The organism is Corynebacterium sp. MSK032 (genome assembly GCF_030232065.1).
Lineage (GTDB): Bacteria > Actinomycetota > Actinomycetes > Mycobacteriales > Mycobacteriaceae > Corynebacterium > Corynebacterium jeikeium_D.
In genome coordinates, this window is sequence record NZ_JASPJR010000013.1 from 44,780 (window position 1) to 68,108 (window position 23,329).

Consider the following 23,329-nt stretch of genomic DNA (forward strand, 5'->3'; position numbering starts at 1 on the left):
GTGTCGAACAAGACCAATTCGCAGGCCGAGCAGCAGGCAGCACAGCAGGAATCGCAGCCGACACCGCCGGAAAACCAGGCGTCTAAGCGTGCAACAAAGCACGCCAAGACCACGGTCGTACATCTCGTCCGCCACGGCGAGGTTTATAACCCGGATAAGATTCTCTACGGTCGCCTGCCCGGCTGGCACCTGTCTGAGCGCGGTCAGCGTCAGGCAGCGGCCACGGCCGCGTCCTTCGAAGGCCACGACATCCGCTACTTCGCCTGCTCTCCGCTGCAGCGCACGCAGGAAACCTCACGGCCCTTCACCGAGGTAATCGGCATGAAGCCGACCCTGGATGAAGATTTGCTGGAGGCTGGCAACTCCTTTGAGGGTTTGCACATCAAGGGCATTGACTCCGCACTGTGGAATCCGAAGTACTGGCCACGACTGCGTCGTCCGAGCGTGCCCAGCTGGGGCGAGCCCTACGAGGAGATCGCGGACCGTATGTTCCACGCCATCGAGCGAGCCCGCGAGGCCGCCGAGGGAGCGGAAGCGGTGCTGGTGACACACCAGCTGTGCATCATTGCAGCTCAGCGTCGTGCGCGGTACTTGAAGCTCGCCCACAACCCGGCAACTAGGCAGTGCGATCTGGCCAGCGTGACCTCCTTGGTCTTCGTCGGCGACACCATTGTCGACGTGCGCTACAGTGAACCGGCCGGTCACCTGTAAGGTGAATAAATAGTTTTGTTGAAGTTTCACTGACCCCCGGAAGGTGGCACCCCAAGTGGCCAAGGTCTCATCGTCCCGAATTGCAGCAACGCTAGCGGCAGCAACTCTGTCTCTGTCGCTCGCAGCATGTAACCCCGGAGATTCAGTGGGACACGATGCCGTTGCCGTCGGCGGTCAGTTCGAGTTTGTTTCTCCAGGGGGTCAGCAGATCATTGACTACGCACCCGAGGAGCGCAAACCGGTCGGCAAGGTGTTCGGTCCTTCTCTAGAGGACGACGACAAGAAAATCTCCCTCGATGACTTCAAGGACCAGATTGTGGTCCTAAACGCCTGGGGGCAGTGGTGCGCACCGTGCCGATCCGAATCGGATGACCTGCAGTATGTCCAGGAACAGATGGAAGAGCAAGGTATCGGCACCGTTCTCGGCATCAACGTCCGCGACAATGTCCGCCAGGCTCCCATCGACTTTGTGAAGGACAACGGCATCACCTACCCGTCCATCTATGACCCGGCCTTCGTCAACGCCAGCGCACTCGGCGGCATCCCGGCTTCGGTGATTCCGACAACCATCATTCTGGACAAGCAGCACCGCCCGGCCAAGGTCTTCCTCCGCGAGGTCGATCACACCATGCTGATGAAGGCTGTTAATGAAGTGAAGGCGGAGGGCTAGGCCCCAGCATGGGAACTCTTGCCATGGACACGATTTATCTTGCCGATGGCATCGGCCAGCAGTTCGCCGACGCCGCCACCGGCGGTCCCATCCTATTAGGCCTGCTCGCTGCTGCGCTGGCTGGTCTCGTCTCGTTTGCCAGCCCGTGCGTCATTCCGCTCGTGCCCGGTTACGTCTCGTATCTCACCGGTATTTCCGGAGCATCGGGGGCGCAGGGCCAGGGCTTGACGACGGGCACTGCGGACGCAACCGCCGTCGATAAGCGTGACGGCGATGGAGGGCGTGGCAAGCGTTCCGCAACTGCCCGCGTCGGCCTGGCTGCGTTGCTGTTCGTGCTGGGCTTCACTGTCATTTTCGTGCTGGGGTCGGCCTCAATTTTCGGGCTCGTGTCCACGCTGCGTCTGCAGGCGCGCACGCTGACGATTGTCGGTGGCGTGGTGACCATCGTGATGGGACTCGCCTTCATGGGCATGGTGCCGGCGCTGCAGAAGGACACCCGCATGGCGCCGAAGCGCTGGACCACGTGGCTGGGAGCGCCACTGCTTGGCGCGGTGTTCGCGCTGGGGTGGACGCCGTGTCTGGGCCCGACGCTGACTGCAATTATTTCGGTGTCCGCGGGCACGCAGGGTATGACCGCGGCCAGGGGAGTGGCGCTGATTATCGCTTACTGCCTGGGGCTGGGGCTGCCGTTCATTTTGGTGGCGCTGGGGTCGGCACGCGCGATGCGTGGAGTGGACTTCCTGCGTAAGCACTCGCGAACTATTCAGCTCATCGGTGGTGTGGCGCTGGTGCTGGTCGGAATTGCCCTGGTCACGGGACTGTGGGATGTTTTTGTTGCCTGGGTTCAGGCCGCTTTTATTACTGATACGGTAACGCCAATTTAGTGAAAGATTTTTCGATGTCGGTGAATTGGAATAAGGTACGACAGCCCTTCCAGCAGGTCTGGAACTGGTTGACCAGCATGCGCACAGCGCTGATTCTGCTGTTCATCCTCGCTTTCGCAGCGGTTCCGGGCGCCCTGTTGCCACAGCGCTCGCTGAATAAGGACAAGGTCGACCAGTATCTAGCCGCCAACGGCAAGACCGCCGAGATCATGGATAAGCTGCAGCTTTTCGATGTCTTCTCGTCCGTCTGGTTCGTCGCCATCGTGGCATTGCTGCTGATTTCCCTGGTTGGCTGCATTATTCCGCGCACCATCGACCACTACAAGGCCATGAAGACGCCACCGGCCAAGGCGCCGAAACGGTTGGCGCGTCTTCCGCTTCACGACGAAGCCGTGGTCGATGCCTCTGCGGATGAAGTTTCTAAGCGGGTGCGTGAGCGCCTGAACAAGTGGGCGTTGACCGAGACTCCAGCAGATGAAGATCGCGCTGGGGCACGATCCTTTTCCGCGGAGAAGGGATACCTGCGTGAGTTTGGCAACCTGGTGTTCCACCTGGGCATTGCGCTGCTGATTATCATCGTCGGCTTGGGCCGCATGATCTATTACGAGGGTCAGGTCATTTTGCTGACCAACACCGGCACCGAGATTTCTGACGACAACGTCAATAGCGCGGTGGGCGTTCCGTTCTGTAACACCGCTGCTGCGAACTATGACTCGCTGCGTGCTGGCAACACCTTCGACGGTACAACTCTGAACCCGTTCTGTATTCAGGTCGATGACTTCTTCGCCGATTACCTGCCGAACGGTCAGGCCAAGATGTTTACCTCTCATATCCGATTCGCAGAAGAAGAGGATATGCGCAAGCCGGTCGATGAGTGGGAAAAGACCACGCTGCAGGTCAACCATCCGCTGCGCGTCGCCGGTGACCGTGTGTACCTGCAGGGGCACGGCTTTGCCCCGGCCTTTAAGGTGACCTGGCCGAATGGCGAGTCGCGTACGTCGATTGTCCAGTTCCGTCCGGATGATCCGACCTTCTTCCTGTCCTCTGGTGCGCTGCGCTTCGACCCACCAGCAGGCATGTACCCGGACTTGTTCGAGCGCCGCCAGAACCAGATTGCAATCGAGGGACTGTTCGCTCCGACCGCGGAGTTTACTGGTGAAAAGGGTGCTCTGCTGCAGTCCTCTTACCCGGCGATGCAAGACCCGGCCGTGGCTGTCGACATCTACCGCGGCGACGCGGGCTTGGACACCGGTCGTTCGCAGGGGCTGTTTTCCCTCGACCGCGATCTGATGCACTCGGGTCAGCTGGCTAAGGAAGCCCGCGTCAACCTCAAGCAGGGCGAATCCACCGAGCTTGCCGACGGCACCAAGATTGAATTCCTCGGTGCGAAGGAATTCGTCAACTTGCAGGTTTCGCACGATCCCACGCAGTTCTGGGTGCTGGTGGCAACTGTGGCCGCACTGGCGGGCATGGTTCTTTCGTTGGGCATTAAGCGCCGACGTGTTTGGGTGCGCATGTTCCCGCTGGAAGATGGCCGCACTCGCGTTGAGTTCGGTGGCCTTGCCCGCACCGACAAGGCAGGTTGGGGCGAGGAGTTCCAGTACATCGTAGATGACATCCTGGAACGTGACAGTGATGACGAGGATGCTGCTGACAACAATGCTGCGACCGACGAGAGCGCGGACGACAAGGACAAAAGCTAACTGACCACTAAGTCTGGTCCATCATTACTGCAGGGTGAATGCGCGGGGGCGAGAATTGCGCCTCCGCGCATTTTTGCGTCCCCCGTGTCCCCGGTCCCCTTTTGCTTAGTCCTGCTTTAGTACTAGGGTTTGAAGAAGTATTCCGCTAATTCCACACTTTGGAGCCAAGTACATGCTCGTCAATAAGACACTGGCGCAGTTTTCGGACTGGTCGTACTTCACGGCCTTCGCCTTTTATCTTGTGGCCTTTGTTATTTCCATTGCCTACTACAGTCGTCGTATCGCGGCCGCTGAAGCGAAAAGCCAGGTTGCGGAACGCGAGCTGGTAGCCGCCGGTGCGGGTGAGGGAGCTACCACCGCTAGTGTTGCTGACTCTGGGGAGTCGGCGACGAAGTCGTCGGCAAGCGAGCCTAAGAACCAGGTGCTGACGAACCGACTCGGCGTTGTGACGGAAATGCTGATTTACGTCGGGGTGGCCGTGCACTTTGCATCGGTGCTGCTGCGTGGCCTGGCCGTGCAGCGTTTCCCGTGGGGCAACCTCTACGAGTACGTATCAGTTTCAATCCTCTTTGCTATGGCAATTGCAGCTGGCGTACTGCATCGTGAAACCATGCGTGTGTTCTGGCCGTGGCTGTTGGCTCCGATTCTGGCGCTGATGTTTTACGGTGGTAAGAACCTATATGTTGAGGCTGCTCCGGTGGTGCCGGCACTGCAGTCGATTTGGATTCCGGTTCACGTCTCGATTATTTCTATCGGGTGCAGTATCGCACTGATTTCCGGTGTTGCCTCGATTCTCTACATGCTGCGGATGTACAACCGCGAGGGCAAGGAAAAGGGCTTCCTGGGCAAACTGGTCGCGCCGCTGCCGGATGCTCAAAAGCTGGATGCGATTGCTTACCGCACCGCTATTTGGTCCTTCCCACTGTTCGGTCTGGGCATTGTGCTGGGCGCTATCTGGGCCGAGTCCGCATGGGGTCGTTACTGGGGCTGGGACCCGAAGGAGACCACGGCGCTGATTACCTGGATTATCTACGCCCTGTACCTGCACGCTCGCGCGACTTCGGGTTGGCGTAATACCAAGGCCGCGTGGATCAACATCTTCGGTTTTGCCACCATGGTGTTCAACCTCTTCTTCATCAACCAGGTGGTTTCGGGCCTGCACTCCTACGCTGGTCTGAACTAAGTCTTCACACTTGTACAAAGCCGGCATCGCCGGGTGAACTAGAATCGCTTCCATGCGCGTTCTCGTCACCGGTGGTGCCGGCTTTATTGGTTCCAACTTCGTTCTCCGCACTCTGGCTACACGGCCCGATGTGAATGTCACGGTGCTGGACGCTTTCACCTATGCCGCGAACCCTGCGAGCTTGGATGGCGCGGACTGTGAAATCATCCGCGGCGTTGTTCGTGACGCGGAGCTGATCGATCGCCTCGTGCCCCGCTTCGACGTGGTCGTCCACTTCGCCGCAGAGAGCCATAACGACAATTCGCTGGTGGATGCCGATCCCTTCGTCACCACTAATGTCATGGGCACCGTGAATCTGGCCAAGGCTTGCGCCACCCACGACGTCCGCCTTCACCACATCTCCACCGACGAGGTCTTCGGCGATCTCGCTCTCGACGATCCAGCACGCTTTACGACGGCCACCGCGTACAAACCCTCCAGCCCCTACTCGGCCTCCAAGGCTTCAGCGGATCACTTTGTCCGGGCGTGGGTGCGCAGCTTCGGGTTGGTTGCGACGATTAGTAACTGCTCGAACAACTACGGGCCGAGGCAGCATCCGGAGAAGCTGATTCCCCGCCAGATCTGTGGTCTGTTGCGCGGTCGTAGCCCTCGCGTGTACGGCACTGGCGAGAATGTTCGGGACTGGATTCACGTCGATGACCACAACGACGCGGTCTGGGCAATCTTGGATTCTGGCGAGGTGGGGGAGACCTACCTGATTGGTGCCGATGGCGAGCGTTCCAACCTCGACGTGGTCGGAGACATCCTGGAGGGCTTCGGTCGTGAGCGGTCCGACTTTGTCCATGTCACTGACCGCCCGGGGCATGACCGTCGTTATGCGATTGACCCCGCATCCATCCGCAGCCTTGGCTGGCAGCCGCGCTACCAAGACTTTTCCGCGGGGCTCGCCGAGACCATCGACTGGTATCGCGCCAACGAGTCCTGGTGGGCGGCGGCCTACGATGCCGCTGAGGCTGGCTACGCGGAGCGCGAGCAGGAGTTGTAGTTCGCTGCTGGGGCATGCCTAGCGAACCCTCAACGCACACTCAGTGCACACTCAACGCGTGCCACAGCCTCAGCCCGGGCGCCCCGTCTACACTTGTTACCCATGAGCCCTAAGAGCACATTCCAGCCCACTTCTATCGACGGCGTTTTCACCTTCGAACCGGTCATCCACGGCGACAGCCGCGGTAGTTTCCACGAGTGGTATCGCCTCGACGCATTCGCCGAGGCCACGGGCTACCCGTTCTTCCCGGAGCAGGCCAACATGAGTGTCTCCGCCGCAGGCGTTGTCCGTGGCCTGCACTTCGCTGACGTCAGCACCGCGCCAGATGGCCACCCCGGCCAGGCGAAGCTGGTTACTTGTCCCGCGGGCCACATCCTCGACATTGCGGTTGACCTGCGTCGCGGCTCCGATACCTTCGGCAAGGTCGAGGTTTTCGAGCTCGACAGCAAGACCCGCCGAGTGGTCTATCTGCCCAACGGCATCGGACATGGCTTCGTCTCGCTTGCCGACGACTCTGTGCTCACTTACCTCACTTCCACCGGTTACAACCCGGAGGCAGAGCGTGCTGTTAGCATCCAGGACCCGACTCTCGGAATTGACCTGGCTGCGCTGCTGGCCAAGGGTGGTCTCACCGACGCGGACATGATTCTCTCCGAGCGCGATCAGAAGGCTCCGACTATCGAGCAGTTCGAGGCCGAGGGCAATAAGCTCCCCAGTGAGTTTGACTGCAAGGATCTTGAGAACATGGCTCGCGACGAGTGGGCAATCGCCAACGAAGCGGCCGGGCAGTAAGGCAGAAAGGCGCGAGCACTATGAAGGGCATCATCCTCGCAGGTGGTACGGGCTCTCGGCTGTTTCCCATCACACTTGGCGTAAGCAAGCAGCTGGTTCCCGTCTATGACAAGCCGATGATCTACTACCCGCTGAGCACGCTGATGCTAGCGGGAATCAGGGACATCCTCGTCATCACCACGCCACATGATGCCCCGCAGTTTGAACGCTTGCTTGGCGACGGCTCGCAGTGGGGCCTCACCCTCACCTTTGCCACCCAAGACGAGCCCCGTGGTCTCGCTGAAGCGTTCATCATCGGTGCGGACCACATCGGCGATGACTCCGTTGCCCTCATCCTCGGCGACAACATCTTTTACGGTGCTGGCTTGGGCACGCAGCTGCGCCGCTTCCATAACGTCGATGGCGGAGCGATCTTCGCCTACTGGGTCGCAGATCCCACAGCCTATGGAGTCGTGGACTTCGACCAAAGCGGCAAAGCCGTGGCGATCCAGGAGAAACCGAAGAAACCACGCAGCCATTTCGCGGTGCCTGGTTTGTACTTCTATGATGCCGAGGTTGTTGAGATAGCTCGCTCGCTGCAACCGTCGTCACGCGGCGAATTGGAAATCACGGATGTTAACCGCGCCTACTTGGAGCGCGGGAAACTGCAGGTAGAGGTGCTGCCGCGCGGCACGGCATGGCTGGACACGGGCACGGTGGACAATCTGATGGCCGCGGGTGATTTCGTGCGCACGATTGAGCAGCGGCAGGGGCTAAAGATTGGCTCGCCGGAAGAGGTGGCGTGGCGCATGGGATTCATTGACGATGCTGCGCTTAGCGCGCGTGCCGACGCCCTCAGCGCCAGTGGCTACGGGGAATATCTACAGCAGTTGTTGCTGCGTGGCAAGGACGTTTAGTCAGTTTCGCCGGGATTATCGGGGTTGTCGTCCTGCTCCCGTTCGCGCCGCTCCTGCAGCTCCTGCTCACGTTTACGGCGATCGAATTCGGCCTTCTTGAGCTTCCAGAGAAACTCCGGATCATCGTCGGGAGCGAGCGGACGGGGTTCCGGTTGCGGAGCGGAAATACGTCGCATGCCGTTGCCGCGACTGCCGGGGCCAAATGCCTTCCACAGCATGACTACGACAAGGATGATGAACAGCAGCAGAATGAGCCGACCCATGTAATAGCTAACCTCCTGGATTTACCGACTAGAATACGCAACGAGTCCCGTAGTGCCCACGAGGGGTATCGCACTGCATGCGGTACGGCGTACAGAGTTCGTTAGGGTACAAAGGAACGTTGGACACGAACAGCCATGGACGCTAGCAACGCCCGGGCACAGCACACGCGTAACACGTAGAGGTGAGGGTTTAATGACCAATCCAGCAGAGCAGGACAAGTTGGCTTCTGAGGCTCAGATGCCAGCAGCTCCGGTGACCAAGAATGCTGGTCGCGGCAATGCCATGAAGGGGCTGTTCTGGTACGGCCTTGCTCGTCTGCTGCTATTCCTAGTGCTGTTCTTCATTCTGCTCGTGATTATCTACCTCGTTAATGTGCAGATTCCGGCTGCAATTACGGCTGTGTTCGCACTGATTATTGCGATGCCGCTGTCGGTTTTTGTGTTCCCGAAGCTGCGCGTCCAGGCCAATGAGTCTGTTGCAGTGTGGTCGGAGAACCGCCGCGCGCACAAGGAATACATTGCGCAGCAGATTAAGGACCGCGAGGAAAACTAGCGCACCTTCTCCAGGGCCCGCTCGATAGCCCGGTTCACCGCTTCCGGAGCCTCGAGCGGCAACATGTGGCCGGCCCCGTCGACTTCAACCAGTTCGGCGTCCGGCCACTTTTCCATAATTAGGTCTGCTTGCTTGCGCGGAGTGACATCGTCCTTCGTGCCCACCAGTACCGCTCCTGGCAAGCCCTCCAAGTAAGGCCCGGATGCGAACTCGTCGTGATCCTGCAGGTCGTCGAGATATCCCACGAAAGTTTCCAGCGGTGTTTCATTAATCATGGCCGCGTGGAACTCGATGATCTCGTAGTCCGTGCGCCGGGCGAACACCGCCACCGCCAACGACGGCGCCATCAGTGACGCGATTGCCTCGCGGAACTTGCGAATCTCCTTCGGCGAGGACTCAATTGCATTGCGCGCCGCATCCGCCACCGGGGACGCCAGAATCTGCGGCACACCCTGGGCGGCCAGCTTGTCGATAGACGTGGAAATCAACACTACGCCTGCTATCCGACGGCGAATGCTTTCCTCGGCAGCCCGCACCATGTGCAGTGCAATCAAACCGCCTAGCGAATGCCCAACCACGATGAGTTTTCCGGTCGCGGCACGCTCGGCGATCACGGCCAGCGCATCGGCCGCAGCCCCTTCGACCGTGCAGAGTGAAGCCGGAACCGCTCCGGTCAGGCCGTGGCCGCGCAGATCCATAGTCAACAGGCGTGCTTCCGGGTGCGACTTGCGCAGCGCGTTGAACTGCCGGTACCAGGACTCACCAGCCAGGGTGAAGCCGTGGACGAAGACGATGGTCACGGGTTCTTTGGCGGGTTCGCTAGGTTCAACCTCGTACCAGTGCACCGGAATATCGGTGGTGACAGCATCCGGCTTGTCGCTGGCCTTCCGCTCGTCGTCCTTGGCCGCAATCTCGGCCGTGACCGGTGCGGTCTTGATATGCACCACGCCGGTTGACGTGAGATCGGTGAGTCCCGGTTCACGGGTCTGCGAATGCAGCGCACCGTGCTCCAGCGCCAGTCGGCGGCGTCCCGATTTGGTCAAACGCAGAGCAGCGCTGCGGGCGAAAGCTGGAGCCTTGGCTGCTGTGTCGCCAACTCGGGTTGCGGCCTCCTGGACGTCGTCAAGCGCCTTGTGCGTCAGTGTGCGGAAGTCCATCGGTACCCCCTAGCTGAGCGCGAGTGCGAGTGCCGTAATGACGGACCAGGCAAGCATCATCTTGCCGGTAAGCCCCAGTACCGGGATGAGCTCCTTGCCCTTCTTATGCATGCGAATTGGCTCGGAGGCCTTCACCCACAGCGGCACGATGAGCAGACCCACCAGCGCCCATGGGCGCCAGAAAGCGATAAAGCTGCTGGCCAGCGCGGGCATGAGGGAGAGAATCTGCCAGACGATGCGGGTGCGGAAGTCGCCCAGGCGAACTGCCAAGGTGATCTTGCCGGTAGCGGCGTCGGTGGGGATGTCGCGCAAGTTGTTCGCCAGGTTCACGGCAGAAGACACCGAACCAATACCAATTGCGCAGGCCAGGCCGACCCAAGACAGCGAGCCCGTCTGGGTGAATTCCGTGCCGAGCACCGCGACGAGACCGAAAAAGACGAAGACCGAGACCTCGCCAAGTCCGCGATAACCGTAGGGATTTTTACCGCCGGTGTAGAACCACGCAGCCGCGATGCACAGTGCACCGACCAGAATGAGCCACCACGCGCTCATCAGGGACAGCGCCACACCGGCAAGACCGGCGACACCAAAGGAACCGAACGCCGCGTACTTCACAACCTTCGGCTCGACCAGACCAGAACCCGTCAGGCGCAGCGGGCCCGAGCGGTCATCGTCAGTGCCGCGGATGCCATCGGAGTAGTCGTTGGCGAAGTTCACGCCCACAATCAACGCCCACGCGACAACCAGCGCGAGCACCGCACGTCCCCAGATAATCGGCGCGTGCGTCGATGCCGCTCCGACACCGACGATGACCGGCGCAAACGCATTCGCCCAGGTATGGGGGCGCGCGCCTTCCAGCCAATCGCTTAACGACGCCGTTGCAGGACTCTTTGGTGCTTCAGACATGAATTAATAATAGGACGTGACACCAAATGCCTTGAACTAATGCGTGTCTGAATGAGCTAAAAGAGCGCCGCGACTTTCTTCCGGTCGACCTTGCCCGGACCAATCAGTGGCAGGACCTCCACGCGACGCAGGTCCTTGGGAATCATCCAGTGATTGATTCGCCCGGCGTCTTCAGCATCGCCGAGCCCGTCCATGACATCGCCGAGCTCAGCGATGCCTTCATACGCTGCGACGATAGCGTGGCCGAGCCTTGGGTGTGGCACACCGACCACGCAGGCTCCCGTAACTCCATCGATGGCGAGCAGTTCACGTTCGAGGACTTCGGGGTGCAGCTTCAACCCGCCGGAGTCGATGATGGTGTCCAGGCGTCCCGTAATGACTAGTCGGCCATCGTGGATCTCGCCCGCATCGGAGGTGGCGAACCAACCTGGTTTATGGAAAGCCTCGTGACTGGGCGCGTTGCGGTAACCGTGTGCAATCATCGGTCCGCCCAGCCAAACGCGACCATTTTCGATGGCGACCTGTGCACCTTCGATGGGCTGTCCGTCATAGACGCAGCCGCCGGCTGTCTCGGAGGAACCATAGGTGGTCACGACGTTGATGCCGAGTTCTTCGGCGCGCGCTGCCACCTGCGGGTTCAAGGCTGCGCCGCCGACAAGGACAGCATCAAACAGGCGCAGGGCTGCCGCGCCAAAGGGTTCTTCCATGGCCTTGGCCAGCTGCATCGGAGCCAGCGAGGTGTAGGCACGGTCGCTGGTGAGGGCCTCGGCGCCGTCGGCGAATGCGGCAACATCAAAACCGTCGGTCACATCCACACACACCGGATCCGTGCCAGCGAGCAGCGAACGAATGAGAACCTGCAGGCCAGCGATATGGTAGGCCGGCATCGCCAGCATCCACTGTCCTTCACCGCCGAGCCACTGATGTGTAGCGGTAGCAGAGGAGACCAAGTTATCCACCGTCAGCTGTGCACCCTTCGGTGTGCCGGTGGAACCGGAAGTGCCGACAACAAGCGCGATGGACTCATCAATCGGCTCACCTGCGCGTTGCGAGTTCCGCAAGATTGAGGCGCGCGTGCCGTCGTGAAGCGGAACGGGAAGAAGAGAGACCTCACCGTCCAGCGCGGCGCGGAGGTCGGGCAGGATGGCGGTCGGGTCGTGGGGATTGACGGAAAGCAGGCTGAGCGTACGCACAACCCAAACCATAGCCCGTGTTGTGCCGTAGTTTCTGGTGGCGAGGTCGGAACAATCGTGGCCTCGGGCGCGTTGCGCAGACCAAAGACAGTCATAGATAGAAAGGCGTAGAAGATGGGTTGGATTTTTGGCAGGTCCGCAGAGCTGGTGCCGGAAGATGAGGCGCTCAAGGGCGGCTCGCACCCGGTGTTGGAAAATCCGAAGCCGCATGCGGTGCTCGGCACGCCGATCACCGGCCCATGGGAGGAAGGCCAGGAGGTCGTCTACATCGGGATTGGCTGTTACTGGGGCGCTGAGAAGCTGTTTTGGGAAACACCGGGCGTGCTCAGCACATCGGTCGGGTTCGCCGGTGGCGTGACGCCAAATCCCACCTACCGCGAGTCCTGCACCGGACGCACCAACCACACCGAGATTGTGGAGGTCGTCTACGACCCGGAGCAGATTAGCTTCGACCAGCTGATCGCCAAGGCCTTCGAAGCCCACGATCCCACGCAGGGCTACCGCCAGGGTAATGATGTCGGCACGCAGTACCGTTCCGCGATCTACACGACGACGCCCGAGCAAGCGCGCCGGGCACAGGAGATCGCCGATGCCTACGCGCCGAAGCTTGCCGACGCTGGCCTGGGGGCCATCACCACGGAGATTAAGCCACTCGCGGAGACTCCGGCAGGGGAGTACTACCGAGCCGAGGATGAGCATCAGCAGTACTTGTTTAAGAATCCGAACGGCTACTGCCCAGTGCATTCGACCGGCGTGGCCTGCGGAATTTAAAGGCGAAGCTTTTTAGAACGGTCAGTCGCGATTAGTAAAACTCACTGAGAAAAGTAAGGTGGTTATATCAATCAGATAGTCGAATAGGAGTGAACCCTTGTGGTGAAGCAAGTACTGCGCGTTGCATTTGCCTTCGTCGGCGTGGTCGTCGGCGCGGGCTTTGCGACGGGTCAGGAAATCATGCAATACTTCGTCGCCTTTGGCATCAATGGTGTCTGGGGTGCCGTTCTCTCAGCGGTGATCATGAGCCTGATGGCGATGATCATTTTGCAGCTGGGAAGCTACTTTCAGGCCAGCGAGCACGGCGAAGTTTTCCGACGCGTATCGCACCCCATCTTCTCGCGAGTACTGGACATTGGCGTGATTATCACGCTCTTCGCCACAGGGTTCGTCATGTTCGCCGGTGCCGGTGCCAACATGGAGCAGCAGTGGGGCATCCCCGTGTGGATCGGTGCCGTAATCATGGTGCTGGTTACCATTGCAGCCGGTTTCCTCGATGTTGACCGAGTGACCACAGTGATCGGTTCCATCACGCCGTTTATCGTCGGCTTTATTCTGCTGGCCAGTGTTTATACGCTGGCGTTCACCGATGCCACCCCAGCCGCGGAGCAGGCAGCTGCCGTTGCGGAAGTCCCGACCACTCTGCCGAACTGGGTTGTCGCCGCAGTGAACTATGTCGGTTTTAACCTGATGGTTGCGGTTTCCATGGCGATTGTTATTGGCGGTAGCCTGTTCAATCCCCGCGCCGCTGGAGCCGGTGGGTTTACCGGTGGTTTGATCTACTCCGCGATGCTGCTGATCACCACCATCACGTTGTTCCACACTGTTGGTACCGTCGCCACCGATGCCGTGCCAATGCTCACCGTCATTAATCGACTGCACCCGTGGCTAGGCCAGGCCATGGCCGTGGTAATCCTTGGCATGATCTTCAACACGGCACTTGGCATGTTCTACGCACTGGGGCGTCGCGTCACCGCAAATCACCCGGAAAAATTCAAGATTGTCTACGTCGCGCTGGTCTTGCTCGGTTTCGCCTTGAGCTTCATGGGCTTCCAGAACCTAATCGGTTGGGTCTACCCAATCCTGGGCTACATCGGTCTGCTGCTCATTACTGTCATGCTTGTTGCCTGGTTGCGCGGCCGCGAGCGCATCAGTGAAGAGACTTCCCGCCGCAAGCGCATCTTCCGCCTGGTCCGCCGTGGCCGGAACAAGGAGGCCCGCGAGGAGATTGAAGACTCCAACCTCAGTGTCGAAGAGGTTCGCGAGGCTATCGAGGAGTAGGTGGGGTGCTCGCGGCACCGCTGTCAATCTTGGGATCGGATGGCCTTTAGCGATGTCGCCCGAGCCCAAGCCACGAAAGCCACGATCACAATGGCGGATACGAGAACCATCGACGGCCACCGCTGGGGGTAATCACGTACTACCCAGGTCCATCCCCATTCCGAGGTCCACCACAGCGGTGAGGCGCTGAGGACATCACCGCCAACCATCACCGCCCAACCGCCGAGCGCGACCGAGACAAAGATTGCGGCCGCCACACTTCGACGCGCAATTAAGCCGGTCACGGCCACTATCATCGCGGCCACAAGAGACGCGATGACCGCCTGGTACGGCCAGGGGTTAATGCCCGTCTGGCTATTGGTCTGGCCGCCCGCGCCACTGATAATCACCGCAACCACGAGCACCGGCACGAGAAACGCCATATCCAAAGCAAACAGTCGGAGTGTGATGCTCCGTCGCGCACGCCGATACATCAGCGCTGGCCAGGCATCAGCTTGCGAGGTCCAGGTCATGATGGCGACCACGGTTGCAGCCGTCGGCACGCAGACGAAACTCAGCAGCCCCAGCGCATACTCCGGGTTCCACACCACACGCACGACCGCAAGTCCGGCAAGCATCAGCGCTGCGAGACTCCACCAGGCGCGCCACGGAAGGGTCGCGCTCATACCATGGCTTAACGACGAAGTGCTGCGTTCCCGGCCCGTCGGCAAGCTGAGAGATTTTCCGTGCGCAAGCAATGCGATGGCAAATAAACCTAGCCCGAGGAGTAAATGCAGCAACGCGGGCGGCAGGATGGCGATGTTCCAGATCTCGCTGTCGGCGGGAGCCGAGATGGAATTAGCCTGCACTCCGTGGATAGGTAACGTTGGGCGGATTGCCCAGGTCCACGGGAGAACTTTCCAGTTTGGGCTCATGGCGTCCAGTGTTCCTGCGATGGCCCAAGCGATGGAAGCGAGCGGAGCGAGGAAGAGAGCTGCGCGTGGCACAAGGCGCCATAGGGCAAGGCCGAATGCCCAGAAGACGAAGAATGACAACGTGCTAAAGAGCGTGAATTGCGATGCGGTGCTCACGCTCCGGGCAAGGAGTGCAGCCATCAATGCGTGACCGAGGGCCGCGGAGGCAATGACAGTGGCTGCGCGGGCAAGGAGCACTCGAGTGCCCGAGATATTGCGCCAGATTAGGCCGCCTTGGCGGAGTTTTTCTTCACGGTTTTGGCCGATGACGGACGTAATAGCAGCCAGGGGAGGAAGCAGGATAAGCGAGTAGATGTGGGCGCTCGCCATGGCGGTGGCGTCAACGCCTCTAGAAAAGACCATGCTGACCAGAGCGATTGCCACCATGATGATGGGAAGAAACATGGTGAGTGACCACTTCGCCCGCAGTAGCTCGGCGCGGAAGTAGCGGCGAGTAGGAACGGTGCGTGTGTTAAGAGTGCGCGTGTGCGGTTGAGTGCTCATCGGGCAACACCTACTGCGGTGAAGAAAGCTTGCTCGAGGGATTGACCAGAGGCCGCAAAGTCAGTCAGCGGGCCTTCGTAGACCAGTCGGCCACCGGCGAGGACACCAAGGTGGTCAACGCTCTTTTCGACTTCTCCGAGTTGATGGGAGGACACCACGACGGCCTTGCCACTAGCGGCAAGATTTCGCAACAAGGTGCGCAGGCCCACGATAGCTTCGGGGTCGAGGCCGTTGGTGGGCTCGTCGAGAAGCACAATGTCGGGGTCGGTGAGCAGCGCCATCGCCAGCGAGAGACGAACCTTCATGCCCGTTGAGAAAGCGCGGGCACGCTTGTTGCCCGAGTGCAGCCCCACCATGTCGAGGACTTCGGCGATACGGCTCTTGTCCGTGCCGGTCAGGTGCGCGTGAACCTTGAGGTTGTCGGTGGCTGAGAGCTGTGGGTAGAACGCCGGGCCATTGATGGAGGCGCCGATGCGGTCCAGGTCGACAACGGACCACGGGTGTCCCGCGATGCTGATTTCACCGGAGTAGGGAATTAGCCCAAGCACCGTGCTCATCAACGTGGATTTACCTGCGCCGTTGAGTCCCAATAGTCCGTAGACCTCGCCGGCACGGACGCTCATATCGAGGCCGTTTAGGACAGGTTCGTTCTTGCCGTAGGAGACAGTGATGCCGCGCAGCTGAAGGAGGGAAGCGGCGGCATCTGCGGAAGGGCCTGAAGTGGGGGTTGGTGCGTTCATGCCTTAAGTAATAGGAGTGTTTGGCACGGTTCGCGCCCTCCCTGAGGATGAGGTGGCGGAAATATCCTCCCTAGGGAGGAGGCAATAGCGAGGGTGACGGCACCGCGAGGAGAAGCTACAGCAGCCCGTTTTTCGCAGCCCAAATGACAAGATCCACACGACTGCGTGAGCCCGTTTTGGTCAACAGGGCTTTCACATGGGTTTTCACTGTCGTTGTAGCGACAACCAACCTGCGAGCGATTTCGTCATTGGAAAGCCCTTGGCAGACGAGGTTCAAAATCTCCTGTTCGCGGGGTGTGAACTGGGGCGCTGCGTGGGTGGTATCTGAGCTAGAGCCACTGGCCGAGGACTCCCTCGCTGGCTGTTCAGAGTGAGATGCACGCGGTGAAACATGCCGCAACACCATCGGTGTCACCTTCGGATCGATGACTCCTTCACCACGGTGGATGCGCATAATGGCCGAAAGCAGCTCGCGGGGATTGGAGTCTTTGAGCAAAAAGCCTGCCGCCCCAGCTTCTAAAGCGTCGAGCACCAGGTTTTCTTCGCGGAAAGTGGTCAGCACCAGGACTTTCGGAGCGGATGCGCGAACCGCACCTCTGGACGGCACGCCTTGCACGATCTGCCGTGTGGCCTCGATACCGTCCATCACAGGCATACGAATGTCCATGACGACCACATCCGCACCGGAGGCACAACGCACAGCCTCGGCGCCGTCGCCCACGGCACCAATGACTTTCATCTGCGGGTGGGCATCAATAAGCTGCGCGAAAGACTGTCGAATCAGAGCCTGATCTTCAGCCACTAGTACTCGAATTACACCCATTGCTCGTCTTTCTCGACAGAATCGCCAGTCAGCCTTGCTTCGGTCGAACTGCTTACAGCCGAATACTGACGCGGAACATGCCGTCGCTTTCACCATAAGTCATCTCACCACCGAGCTGCGCCACGCGTTCATCCAGACCAATCAGGCCAGCGCCAGCTCGCTTCCTGGGGTCCAAAGTATCGCTCTCAGCCCGGTTTGCGGTCATCAAATGAACCCGCGCCGGGCTGTCATCAGCGTCGGCAGGTGGATCGATTGCCAGTGCCAGCTGACCATCACCCGATGAGTGCTTGGCCATATTCGCGGCCAACTCCGTCACTGCCCGCACAAGAGTCAGCCGCTTCGCGAGTGGCCAATCCGCCAGGTCCCCATAAGACTCCGGCAGAGTCACCGAAACATCGCGACCCGGCGGACAAACAGCCGAAACTAGACGCGGAATCTCATTCGGGTCAGCGCTAATCTCGCCGCCTTCACGTAATGCATCGACAAGCGCATGCACATCCCGCAACGATTGTTCTGCGGTCTGGGCAATACCTTCCAGCGTGGTCTTTTCAGCGGCGGATTTCGCTCGGGAGTCATCCATCTCCGCCAGGTACAGCGCGGTTTGGGCCTGAACCTTGATAGAGGTGAGTCCGTGCCCCACGACGTCGTGAAGCTCCCGGGACAACTCCAGTTTGTTGCGCGCTACGACGTTTTCCAACTCCGCGGCATGTTCCTCGGCGTTGATTCGGAGCCACAGGGGCACTGCGTACGCGCTCGCCGTGATAAGCACCGCCGGTAGTCCGAAGACCAATAGTCGTTCCGGGGTAAAGCCGAAGGCAGGAACTGCCGGGTTGAGGAAGCTGCCAATCAACCCTAAAAACAGCCCAACGATGCCCCAGGTGCGATTCGGTTCCCACCTGTTCACAGCCCATAGTGATAGTGGGGCAGCAACAATAATAGGGTCGAGCCCAAGGTTTACAGGGGATAACCACACCAGCAGGGCGAGACCCGCTAGGGCGCTGTACGTAACCACAAACGATGCACGCACTGCTTTACGACGAAACGCTGCGGCCCCGGCAATCATCGCGGACAGAATCACATTGGTGACATAAGTAAAGCTCGGGCCATAAGTAAGTAGCGGCGTCATGCTCAACCAGCAGCACAGCAGGAAAGCAGCCGCAATAGCGAGATCGGCAGCTGGGAACGAGCCGACAAAGAAACGCACCCGGCTGTGCCAGTCGAGTGGGGCAGGAGTCTGCGCGGTGGCAGGCTGTGCGTGCATGGAGGAAGCGGTGCGCTGCATGTGTCTAGGCTAGCGGTCGGTGGCTTGCGCGGTTTAGTGTGAGTTTTCCACTTGCCGGAATGTGATGTTGATGCGGCCCTCTTTAAGCCCGCACCCTTCCGGCAGCGTGCCCGGACGAGTCTTGGGCACACCATGAAACGCAAGCCGCTTCGGACCACCAAACACAATCACATCCCCGCTGGCGAGAGTCACGTCATCCCAGGGTTTGTTGCGGTTTTCAGTCCCGCCAATGCGGAACAGAGCCTCATCGCCGATAGAGAGCGACACAATCGGGGCAGGGGAGTTTTCGTTGCGATCCTGGTGCATCCCCATGGTGGCCCCGGGTGGGTAGTAGTTGACCAACGCCATGTCGGGACGAAAAGCGGAGGGCCACTGGTTGAGGGATTCGTCGTAAAGCGCGGCGGCACGAAGTGCTTCGGTGGCGAGCTGCAGCAGATTGTCAGGCACGGGCGGGACGCGAACGCCGCCTACGTGTGTGACGTAGCGGTACGGATTTGTGGCCCACATGCGGCCGAGATGGAGCATGAAGACCTGCATCTGGCCACTTTTGAGCTGTGGGCGAGTCATGGCCAGGGGAGTTCCGGCAAGGTCGCGGGCGATGTCACGGAGTTGCGTGATGATGCCCGCCTGCCGCTCCAATGGCAGCCACCCCGGAAGATGAACAACTCCCGGCGTGATGCGGGCATCGTCGCGCGGGAGCTGATCGAGGAGCATAGGTCTAGTTTGCCTCTTAACCCGCGATGATTGCGTTAACCGGGCGGGACAGGAACTGCGGACCAATCTTGCCCAGGTAGCGCAGGATAAAGTCCGCTGCCGACACCGAGTAGAAGTGGCGCTGGCGCTCAATGAAGTTCTGCGGATGCGTTGCCTTCCACACGGCATCAGCGACCTGGTTCGGCGTGATGCGCACGCCAAGACGACGGGTGGAACCGGCGGAAACGTCCGCCAGCTTGGTCTTCGCCCACAGCGGCATGATGGCGACGACGCGGATCTTGTCCTTGCGCCACTCCAGATCCAGAGCCTGCGTCAGACCAGAGACGTAGAACTTCGACGCGGAGTACGGCGCGATGTGCGGCTGGCCGTAAATGCCCGAAGCCGAACCCATGTTGACCAGGTGAGACCCCTTGGTGCGCTTCAGGTACGGGTGCGCCGCCTTCGCGCCCAGTGTCAGGCCGGTGCAGTTGATGTCCACCTGCGCGCGGATAATCTCCGGTGACTGGTCAGTGATATCGCCATCGCCGATGATGCCCGCGTTATTGTCCAGCACTGTCAGCTTACCGCCGGTGTGGGAGGTGAAGTCCGCAAGCGCGTCCTCCCACTGCTTAAAGTCCGTCACGTCCAGCTTGCCGACGATTACCTCCGGGCGCTCAGCCTTGAGCTTCGCCAGGGCATCCTCATTGATGTCGTAGACGCCGACGGTCCAGCCTGCAGCCAGGAACTTCTCGGCCACCGCGCGGCCAATGCCCTGCGCGCCGCCGGAGATGAAAATGGACGGGGAATCAGAAGTGGCCATGGTGTCTCAATCCTGCCTTTTCTTGCTGTTTTTATAAGTGGATAAATGTTATTTGCCAGCTTAGGTGAGCATTTGTTGTTTAACAGCGGATTGGAGGAAACGGGACCCGATCACAAACGCGTCCTGACTACACTGGCCACCATGAAACCCCTGAACATCCCACCAGGTCCCGGCATCCCAAAGGGCCTCGTCATCCCCGCGGCGGAGCTCACCGAACGCTTCGCGCGCTCCGGAGGGCCGGGCGGTCAGGGCGTTAACACCACGGATTCCAAGGTGCAGCTATCGGTCGATATCGCCGAGCTCAGCGTGCTTTCCGACGTCTACCGCCGCCGCGCTCTCCAGAACCTCAGCCACCGACTCGATGGCACGACACTCACCGTGTCGGTTACCACGCAGCGCTCCCAGGTACGCAACCGCGCGGAAGCCAGGCGGCGCTTAGCGGAACTCATCCGAGAAGCTGTGCAGCCACCGCCTCCGAGGCGCCGGCGGACTCGACCGAGTCGGGCCTCGATTGCCCGTCGTAAAGCGCAGAAGCAGCGCCGCTCCGAGCTCAAAGCCAGCAGGCGCCGACCCAGCTCCTACTAGGGGAATATGGGATTTTCGCGCATTCGTTGCAATATAGAGGAATGAGCGAAAATCAGGCCCCTACCGAAAAGGCAGCTGAAGCCGTCGCGGAGTTCAACCGCGTGCCCTCGATCCTGTCCATCCAGTCGCATGTGAGCTACGGCCATGTGGGTAACTCCGCTGCTGTTTTCCCGCTGCAGCGCGCAGGTTTTGAAGTGTGGCCGGTCCACACCGTCGATTTCTCCAACCACACCGGCTACGGCCAGTGGCGCGGCCCGATGATTCCGGCCATGGATGTGAGCGAGGTTATCAAGGGTATCGATGAGCTGGGCAAGCTTGACGACGTCGATGCGATTATCTCCGGCTACCAGGGCGGTAGCGATATTGCGGATGTCATCATCGAGGCCGTGGCGATGGCCAAGCAGCGCAACCCGAAGGCCATTTACTCGTGTGACCCGGTGATGGGAAATGCCAAGAGCGGCTGCCACGTCTCGGATGACATCCCGCCGCTGCTGCGCGACAAGGTTGTGCCGGTGGCAGACGTGATTACGCCGAACCAGTTTGAGCTGGGATACCTGACGGGCCGCGAGGTCAACGACCTGGAGTCCACCATTGCGGCAGCCCATGCTGCTCGTGAGATGGGCCCGGAGTCCGTGCTGGTCACCAGCGTGCTGCGTCCGGAGCGCAAGGAGGGTGAGATTGAGATGCTCGCCGTCAACGGCTCGGGCGCATGGCTGGTGGCGACGCCATACTTGCCGCTAAAGCGCAACGGCTCCGGCGATGTCACGGCTGCGCTGTTTGCGGGCAACCTGCTGCGCGGTCGCGGTATTGACGGTGACCTGTCGGTCGCGTTGGGCAACACCGCGGCCAGCATCTTTGAGCTGCTGAAGGTCACGCACGAGTCCGGCTCTGGCGAGCTGGAGCTCGTTCGTGCGCAGGAGGCCTACGTCCACCCGGAGCAGCGTTTTGAGGTTACGAAGGTAGCGTAGCGCTTTATAAGCGAATATGGGGGGAGTCGATGGCGGCAGCACTTATGTGTTGCCGCCATCGTCGTACCAGGTCTTCGGGATTTTCTGCCTTTTACCTGGGTTCTAAACATTTGCGCAACAAGAAGAAAAGATTTTGAACCATTGAAATAAAGTTTCCAATGAGTAGATAATGAAAACGGTTACTACTTAGTTGTGCCTATCCTTCAATAAAGGGGAGTAAATGTTTTCTACCCGCACGGGGCGAACCCTGGCTGTCTCGGTCTCTGCACTTGCGATTTGTGGCCTCGGGTTGACCGCCTGTTCGAACCCCGATGATAAGTCCGCCTCCGGTGTCGCCGGGGACTCCGGCGCCAGCGCCGAGCAGACCCTGGTCCTGCTGGATAACAACGAAACCGGCGGATACAACCCGGTTGCTGGTTACAGCAGGTCCGGCGATTCCCCGGTCTACGAGGGCCTTTTCCGGCTCAAGCCGGTGTCGGGTGACACCTCCACGAAGCCCGTCGACTTTGAGCCTCTGCTAGCCTCCGGCCCCGCCGAGCCGAGCAATGGCAACAAAACGTGGACCGTTCCAATCAAGGACGGAATCACCTTCTCCGACGGGACCACCTTCGGGCCGGAGGACGTCGTGGCGACCTACAAGGCCATCCTCGACGAGCGCTCGGCCTCCTCTGAGGCTCCGAACTGGGAAATGCTCGATGAGGTGCACGCCGACGGAGACAAGGTCGTCTTCGAGCTGAATATCCCGTACGCGGAATTCGATCACCAGCTCCTCAACGGCATCGCCCCGTCGGAGGCCTTCAACTTCGATGATTTGAAGCCCGCCGAGGACTCAGATCTCAATACCAAGCCCGTGGGAACTGGCCCGTTCAAGCTCGAATCTTTGCGTGCCGACGAGGCCATCTTCACGGCCCGCGAGGATTATCACGGCGGGGCCCCTGAGCTGAAGAAAGTCATTTACCGAGTCAATCAGGACGAAAACTCCCGTGCTCAGCAGCTGCGCGGCGGCGAGGGCGACGGAACCATTATGGAGCCGGCGTTGGCGCAGGAATTTGAAGGCCAGGAGGGATTCAAGGTCGAGTCGGCGCATTCGGCGGACTGGCGCGGAATCACCCTTCCAGCGGGCAACCCGGTCACCGGTGACCAGGCAATCCGCAATGCGGTCAACCTGGCTGTCAACCGTGAGGCCATGGCGAAAGACGTGATGAAGGGCCACGCGAAGCCGAACTCCACCTTCCTCGCGGACTTCTACGGCGACGCCTACGACCCGACCGCCGAGATCAAGCACGACACCGCGAAGGCCGAGAAGCTTCTCGACGACGCCGGGTGGAAGAAGGGCTCGGACGGCATCCGCGTCAAGGACGGCCAGCGCGCCGCGTTCGATGTCATCTACTTCCCGAACCGCGATCACGCCCGCACAGACCTGACGTTGGCCGCAGCCTCCGACCTGAAGAAGGTCGGCATTGAGGTCAATCCGGTCGCCCGTGATTCCAAGTCTGTCACCCGCGAGGACTACGCCAAGACCCCGGTCATGCTGGGAGGAGGCGGTACCCCGTACTCCGTCGACGGCCAGATCTACTCAATCTTGCACTCCAAGTACGCTGAGCCGGGTGCCGGTGCCAAGTGGGATAACGGCTCCGACTACGTCAACCCGGAGATCGACAAGCTGCTCGACCAGGCGCGCGTCGAAGCGGACCAGGCCAAGCGAGACGAGCTCTACCGTAAGATTCAGAAGCTCTACGCCGAAAAGCCCGCCATGCTGCAGCTGGTCTACGTTGACCATGTCTATGTCGAGCGCGACCGTGGCTACACGCACCCGGATGCCATCCTTGAGCCCCATGCCCACGGCCTGAACTTCGGCCCGTGGTTCAACCTGGGGGCATGGCACAAGTAAATGACAAAAGCCGAGCCACACCCACGTCCTCACCCTCGCTCGCGCCCGCACTCACACCCGCG

General features: G+C 60.3%; 24 protein-coding genes. 14 read left to right on the top strand and 10 right to left on the bottom strand.

The features are described from left to right. The 8 genes from QP995_RS08410 to rfbA all read left to right on the top strand — a co-directional run bounded on the left by QP995_RS08410 (position 1) and on the right by rfbA (position 7,884). Positions 1-711 carry a histidine phosphatase family protein gene (locus QP995_RS08410; protein ID WP_016421994.1) on the top strand — a complete coding sequence of 237 codons (711 nt, stop codon included), beginning with the start codon at positions 1-3 and terminating at the stop codon, positions 709-711. 55 nt (positions 712-766) lie between these two features. Next, complete coding sequence (locus QP995_RS08415) at positions 767-1,381, top strand: TlpA disulfide reductase family protein (RefSeq protein WP_016421995.1); 615 nt, start codon at positions 767-769, stop codon at positions 1,379-1,381. 23 nt (positions 1,382-1,404) lie between these two features. Then, positions 1,405-2,265, top strand: coding sequence for a cytochrome c biogenesis CcdA family protein (locus QP995_RS08420; RefSeq protein ID WP_042389096.1), 861 nt, complete (start codon positions 1,405-1,407; stop codon positions 2,263-2,265). A 14-nt stretch (positions 2,266-2,279) separates the two neighbouring features. Then, positions 2,280-3,968 carry a cytochrome c biogenesis protein ResB gene (gene resB, locus QP995_RS08425; RefSeq protein WP_016421997.1) on the top strand — a complete coding sequence of 563 codons (1,689 nt, stop codon included), beginning with the start codon at positions 2,280-2,282 and terminating at the stop codon, positions 3,966-3,968. A 172-nt stretch (positions 3,969-4,140) separates the two neighbouring features. Further along, positions 4,141-5,151: a c-type cytochrome biogenesis protein CcsB gene (ccsB, locus tag QP995_RS08430; RefSeq protein ID WP_016421998.1), complete on the top strand. Its 1,011-nt coding sequence runs from the start codon at positions 4,141-4,143 to the stop codon at positions 5,149-5,151. A gap of 52 nt (positions 5,152-5,203) precedes the next feature. Further along, positions 5,204-6,196, top strand: a complete 993-nt coding sequence (gene rfbB, locus QP995_RS08435; protein ID WP_284853103.1) for a dTDP-glucose 4,6-dehydratase — start codon at positions 5,204-5,206, stop codon at positions 6,194-6,196. 102 nt (positions 6,197-6,298) lie between these two features. Continuing rightward, entirely contained in the window at positions 6,299-6,988 is a 690-nt protein-coding gene (locus QP995_RS08440; protein WP_016422000.1) for a dTDP-4-dehydrorhamnose 3,5-epimerase family protein, read from the top strand. A gap of 20 nt (positions 6,989-7,008) precedes the next feature. Continuing rightward, positions 7,009-7,884: a glucose-1-phosphate thymidylyltransferase RfbA gene (gene rfbA / locus QP995_RS08445; protein ID WP_016422001.1), complete on the top strand. Its 876-nt coding sequence runs from the start codon at positions 7,009-7,011 to the stop codon at positions 7,882-7,884. Here the strand turns inward: rfbA and QP995_RS08450 are convergent. After that, complete coding sequence (locus QP995_RS08450) at positions 7,881-8,147, bottom strand: hypothetical protein (RefSeq protein ID WP_016422002.1); 267 nt, start codon at positions 8,145-8,147, stop codon at positions 7,881-7,883. The genes rfbA and QP995_RS08450 overlap by 4 nt on opposite strands. A gap of 193 nt (positions 8,148-8,340) precedes the next feature. On the opposite strand from QP995_RS08450, the gene QP995_RS08455 reads away from it, so the two are divergent. Then, a complete protein-coding gene (locus tag QP995_RS08455) occupies positions 8,341-8,700 on the top strand; it encodes a DUF4229 domain-containing protein (protein ID WP_016422003.1) in 360 nt (119 codons plus the stop codon). Here the strand turns inward: QP995_RS08455 and QP995_RS08460 are convergent. The 3 genes from QP995_RS08460 to menE are packed head-to-tail and all read right to left on the bottom strand — an operon-like array spanning position 8,697 to position 11,968. Beyond that, positions 8,697-9,857: an alpha/beta fold hydrolase gene (locus QP995_RS08460; RefSeq protein WP_016422004.1), complete on the bottom strand. Its 1,161-nt coding sequence runs from the start codon at positions 9,855-9,857 to the stop codon at positions 8,697-8,699. The genes QP995_RS08455 and QP995_RS08460 overlap by 4 nt on opposite strands. Before the next feature lie 9 nt (positions 9,858-9,866). Beyond that, on the bottom strand, positions 9,867-10,763 hold the full coding sequence (locus QP995_RS08465; RefSeq protein ID WP_016422005.1) for a 1,4-dihydroxy-2-naphthoate polyprenyltransferase: 897 nt from the start codon (positions 10,761-10,763) through the stop codon (positions 9,867-9,869). 56 nt (positions 10,764-10,819) lie between these two features. Then, positions 10,820-11,968 (bottom strand): o-succinylbenzoate--CoA ligase, encoded by a 1,149-nt coding sequence (menE, locus tag QP995_RS08470; RefSeq protein WP_016422006.1) that lies wholly within the window; start codon positions 11,966-11,968, stop codon positions 10,820-10,822. 102 nt (positions 11,969-12,070) lie between these two features. Between menE and msrA the strand changes: the two genes are divergently transcribed. Then, the gene (gene msrA, locus QP995_RS08475; RefSeq protein ID WP_016422007.1) at positions 12,071-12,727 is read left to right on the top strand and encodes a peptide-methionine (S)-S-oxide reductase MsrA; all 657 of its coding nucleotides are present in this window, start codon (positions 12,071-12,073) and stop codon (positions 12,725-12,727) included. 99 nt (positions 12,728-12,826) lie between these two features. Further along, the gene (locus QP995_RS08480; protein ID WP_016422008.1) at positions 12,827-14,008 is read left to right on the top strand and encodes a YkvI family membrane protein; all 1,182 of its coding nucleotides are present in this window, start codon (positions 12,827-12,829) and stop codon (positions 14,006-14,008) included. Between the two features lie 23 nt (positions 14,009-14,031). On the opposite strand, the gene QP995_RS08485 is transcribed toward QP995_RS08480, so the two are convergent. From QP995_RS08485 to QP995_RS08510, 6 genes are all read right to left on the bottom strand, one after another. Further along, a complete protein-coding gene (locus tag QP995_RS08485; RefSeq protein ID WP_016422009.1) occupies positions 14,032-15,465 on the bottom strand; it encodes an ABC-2 family transporter permease in 1,434 nt (477 codons plus the stop codon). Beyond that, entirely contained in the window at positions 15,462-16,205 is a 744-nt protein-coding gene (locus QP995_RS08490; protein ID WP_016422010.1) for an ABC transporter ATP-binding protein, read from the bottom strand. The genes QP995_RS08485 and QP995_RS08490 overlap by 4 nt, the downstream gene beginning before the upstream one ends. Before the next feature lie 115 nt (positions 16,206-16,320). Further along, positions 16,321-17,007: a response regulator gene (locus tag QP995_RS08495; protein ID WP_231367171.1), complete on the bottom strand. Its 687-nt coding sequence runs from the start codon at positions 17,005-17,007 to the stop codon at positions 16,321-16,323. 73 nt (positions 17,008-17,080) lie between these two features. Next, complete coding sequence (locus QP995_RS08500) at positions 17,081-18,310, bottom strand: sensor histidine kinase (RefSeq protein ID WP_284853104.1); 1,230 nt, start codon at positions 18,308-18,310, stop codon at positions 17,081-17,083. Between the two features lie 33 nt (positions 18,311-18,343). Further along, positions 18,344-19,024 carry an alpha-ketoglutarate-dependent dioxygenase AlkB family protein gene (locus QP995_RS08505; RefSeq protein ID WP_284853105.1) on the bottom strand — a complete coding sequence of 227 codons (681 nt, stop codon included), beginning with the start codon at positions 19,022-19,024 and terminating at the stop codon, positions 18,344-18,346. A gap of 16 nt (positions 19,025-19,040) precedes the next feature. After that, on the bottom strand, positions 19,041-19,823 hold the full coding sequence (locus tag QP995_RS08510; protein WP_070546372.1) for an SDR family oxidoreductase: 783 nt from the start codon (positions 19,821-19,823) through the stop codon (positions 19,041-19,043). A gap of 141 nt (positions 19,824-19,964) precedes the next feature. Here QP995_RS08510 and arfB point away from each other — a divergent pair, with 141 nt between their 5' ends. The 3 genes from arfB (at position 19,965) to QP995_RS08525 (ending at position 23,267) form a co-directional block, all read left to right on the top strand. Further along, positions 19,965-20,408 (top strand): alternative ribosome rescue aminoacyl-tRNA hydrolase ArfB, encoded by a 444-nt coding sequence (gene arfB / locus QP995_RS08515; protein WP_284853106.1) that lies wholly within the window; start codon positions 19,965-19,967, stop codon positions 20,406-20,408. 41 nt (positions 20,409-20,449) lie between these two features. After that, positions 20,450-21,376 carry a pyridoxal kinase PdxY gene (gene pdxY, locus QP995_RS08520; protein WP_246822076.1) on the top strand — a complete coding sequence of 309 codons (927 nt, stop codon included), beginning with the start codon at positions 20,450-20,452 and terminating at the stop codon, positions 21,374-21,376. Between the two features lie 220 nt (positions 21,377-21,596). Further along, entirely contained in the window at positions 21,597-23,267 is a 1,671-nt protein-coding gene (locus QP995_RS08525) for an ABC transporter substrate-binding protein (RefSeq protein WP_284853107.1), read from the top strand. Positions 23,268-23,329: the final 62 nt, after the last annotated feature.

Bases quoted from the DNA above. Each gene is read 5' to 3' on its own strand.
- QP995_RS08460 (WP_016422004.1), bottom strand. From the start codon at position 9,857: ATGGACTTCCGCACACTGACGCACAAGGCGCTTGACGACGTCCAGGAG.
- QP995_RS08455 (WP_016422003.1), top strand. From the start codon at position 8,341: ATGACCAATCCAGCAGAGCAGGACAAGTTGGCTTCTGAGGCTCAGATG.
- QP995_RS08490 (WP_016422010.1), bottom strand. From the start codon at position 16,205: ATGAACGCACCAACCCCCACTTCAGGCCCTTCCGCAGATGCCGCCGCT.
- resB (WP_016421997.1), top strand. From the start codon at position 2,280: ATGTCGGTGAATTGGAATAAGGTACGACAGCCCTTCCAGCAGGTCTGG.
- rfbB (WP_284853103.1), top strand. From the start codon at position 5,204: ATGCGCGTTCTCGTCACCGGTGGTGCCGGCTTTATTGGTTCCAACTTC.
- QP995_RS08450 (WP_016422002.1), bottom strand. From the start codon at position 8,147: ATGGGTCGGCTCATTCTGCTGCTGTTCATCATCCTTGTCGTAGTCATG.
- QP995_RS08500 (WP_284853104.1), bottom strand. From the start codon at position 18,310: ATGCAGCGCACCGCTTCCTCCATGCACGCACAGCCTGCCACCGCGCAG.
- QP995_RS08465 (WP_016422005.1), bottom strand. From the start codon at position 10,763: ATGTCTGAAGCACCAAAGAGTCCTGCAACGGCGTCGTTAAGCGATTGG.
- arfB (WP_284853106.1), top strand. From the start codon at position 19,965: ATGAAACCCCTGAACATCCCACCAGGTCCCGGCATCCCAAAGGGCCTC.
- QP995_RS08510 (WP_070546372.1), bottom strand. From the start codon at position 19,823: ATGGCCACTTCTGATTCCCCGTCCATTTTCATCTCCGGCGGCGCGCAG.
- msrA (WP_016422007.1), top strand. From the start codon at position 12,071: ATGGGTTGGATTTTTGGCAGGTCCGCAGAGCTGGTGCCGGAAGATGAG.
- ccsB (WP_016421998.1), top strand. From the start codon at position 4,141: ATGCTCGTCAATAAGACACTGGCGCAGTTTTCGGACTGGTCGTACTTC.
- pdxY (WP_246822076.1), top strand. From the start codon at position 20,450: ATGAGCGAAAATCAGGCCCCTACCGAAAAGGCAGCTGAAGCCGTCGCG.
- QP995_RS08440 (WP_016422000.1), top strand. From the start codon at position 6,299: ATGAGCCCTAAGAGCACATTCCAGCCCACTTCTATCGACGGCGTTTTC.
- menE (WP_016422006.1), bottom strand. From the start codon at position 11,968: ATGGTTTGGGTTGTGCGTACGCTCAGCCTGCTTTCCGTCAATCCCCAC.
- rfbA (WP_016422001.1), top strand. From the start codon at position 7,009: ATGAAGGGCATCATCCTCGCAGGTGGTACGGGCTCTCGGCTGTTTCCC.
- QP995_RS08525 (WP_284853107.1), top strand. From the start codon at position 21,597: ATGTTTTCTACCCGCACGGGGCGAACCCTGGCTGTCTCGGTCTCTGCA.
- QP995_RS08420 (WP_042389096.1), top strand. From the start codon at position 1,405: ATGGACACGATTTATCTTGCCGATGGCATCGGCCAGCAGTTCGCCGAC.
- QP995_RS08485 (WP_016422009.1), bottom strand. From the start codon at position 15,465: ATGAGCACTCAACCGCACACGCGCACTCTTAACACACGCACCGTTCCT.
- QP995_RS08505 (WP_284853105.1), bottom strand. From the start codon at position 19,024: ATGCTCCTCGATCAGCTCCCGCGCGACGATGCCCGCATCACGCCGGGA.